Below are 1,769 nucleotides of genomic sequence, written 5' to 3' on the forward strand. Positions count from 1 at the left end.
CTGTGTCATCTTATGAGGGCGGTTGCGGATTTGAGGTTAATCACATTGTAGTAGGCGGTATAAGCCGTCTCCACATTACTGTTATTGGTTTCGATGTTCTCGGCAGCAAACTCATCCGCCCCCATCACCATCGCCTGAGTCTGGGTATGAGCCATAGACGACATTCCATAGCGCAGGTAAGATACACCCGTGCTGCGCCATGAGGCATAGACACCATTGAGCGCAGTCTGTGCAGTTGAGACATCAGTGATATAATTGTCATCAGTAACCACATGTTCTGGTTCGATGCCGTCGAGGCTACCTATCAGGTCACACGATGTAAGAGTCAGTGCTGTGGCTGAAAGGAGCGTAAGAAATTGAAATCTTATATGTTTCATAATCTACAGTCTTTGTATGAGTTAGAATTGTAATTTCAGACCGATGGAGAAAGAACGGCTCATTGGATAAACGTCCTTATTCTCTGTAGTCTTTAAGAAGGCATTGGTTGCCGACATGTCTGGATCCAAACCTGGCCAGTTGGTAATGGTAAACAGGTTGGTGGCTGTGAAGAACACAGATGCTCCGCTGATGTGCAGGCGCTCCAGAAGAGATGGCTCGAAATTATAGGAGAGCGTGATATTTCTCAGCCGAAAGTACGTATTTTTTATAAGTGATTGAGAATGAGATAAGTTTTTATCTCATAAAAAGAAGAGGTTACGAATTAGAAATAAACAGAATGTAGCATCCTGCTGTGATTTGCATAACCATCCAAAGAACTCTTTCGGTTGCAAAGGTACGATATTTAATCGTGGATAAAGAATGTTTTAAGATTTTTTATCCTCGATTTTTTGCTTGGATAAATCTGTTTTCATTAAACCATATTCTTCTCTATTCTTTGCTATATCCGTTTCAATCCATTCAAACTTATGTGGCAATGGTTTCTGTTTTTTGAATGGTCTATTTCGTTTGCATATTCTCATCCTTTCGTGTGTTTTGTATAAAAGTCAGCCGTCGTCGAAGAAAGACAGTCCTCATACCTCAGACTAACTTTCCCTGACTATGGCACGGCAAGAAAAATCCTTGACAGTATGCCTTGAAATGCTTCAAGACTATACTGCCAAGGACTTTTCTTTGTTTGCCGTGCTGACAACGGCTGATTTTTATAGCCACAACTCGCAGTTCCATTTTTTATCGCACAATCCAAACGACATGAAACAGTGGCACGCCACCCTTTCATGTCTCAGTAGTACGGCATGAGGAAAAGTGTTTCTTTTTGTCGGTTGCAGGCTAACCGATCAAAAGAAACACCATTCCTTGATTTGCCGTACAATTTTGTTTGCATACTCCACCGCAAGAAAGAAGTCATTGATGTAAACCCCAACGACCACTTTCATGCTTGGTTGCACAGCCTTGGAGAAAACCCGATGCAAGAAGCATGGACAAGCCATACTCTTCTTTCATCGGAATTTCTCTGAAGGCTGTGCCATTCTTGTATGCGATTTCCATTTTCCTAAAAACACTTGCAAGACAGTAATTGTATCCATTTCTCAGAAATGAGTATGCGATAATCGTGCAGTCCAAAACTTCCGTGAAGTTTCTATTTTCATTTGCCGCTCTGATTTTCTTTCCTCCACAAGGTCTTTCCTTTTGGCATCAACCGTTATCGTGCAGGTGCAAAGGTATGGCAGCGGGCTTTGGAAATAAAAGGTCGAGCCTTCGGTTTTCGAAAAAATCTCCACACCGTTGGGTAGTATTTTTCCGAAAAATTCTGCTAAAATCTTCTGAATAGC

General features: G+C 41.8%; 4 protein-coding genes. All 4 read right to left on the reverse strand.

Annotation, left to right across the window (positions count from 1 at the left end; translation table 11 throughout):
* Nucleotides 1-5: 5 nt before the first annotated feature.
* Nucleotides 6-377, reverse strand: coding sequence for a hypothetical protein (locus DW917_RS16745; protein ID WP_118120523.1), 372 nt, complete (start codon nucleotides 375-377; stop codon nucleotides 6-8).
* Between the two features lie 21 nt (nucleotides 378-398).
* Nucleotides 399-554 (reverse strand): hypothetical protein, encoded by a 156-nt coding sequence (locus tag DW917_RS17450; protein ID WP_158570250.1) that lies wholly within the window; start codon nucleotides 552-554, stop codon nucleotides 399-401.
* A 787-nt stretch (nucleotides 555-1,341) separates the two neighbouring features.
* Entirely contained in the window at nucleotides 1,342-1,485 is a 144-nt protein-coding gene (locus DW917_RS17455) for a hypothetical protein (RefSeq protein WP_158570252.1), read from the reverse strand.
* 41 nt (nucleotides 1,486-1,526) lie between these two features.
* Nucleotides 1,527-1,769: hypothetical protein (locus DW917_RS17965; RefSeq protein WP_233524818.1), on the reverse strand; the 243-nt coding region annotated here is incomplete at its 5' end.

The sequence above is a fragment of the Prevotella sp. AM42-24 genome (assembly GCF_003461825.1).
Lineage (GTDB): Bacteria > Bacteroidota > Bacteroidia > Bacteroidales > Bacteroidaceae > Prevotella > Prevotella hominis.

Coding starts and splice junctions, on each gene's coding strand:
- DW917_RS17455 (WP_158570252.1), bottom strand. CDS start 1,485: ATGGAAATCGCATACAAGAATGGCACAGCCTTCAGAGAAATTCCGATG.
- DW917_RS16745 (WP_118120523.1), bottom strand. CDS start 377: ATGAAACATATAAGATTTCAATTTCTTACGCTCCTTTCAGCCACAGCA.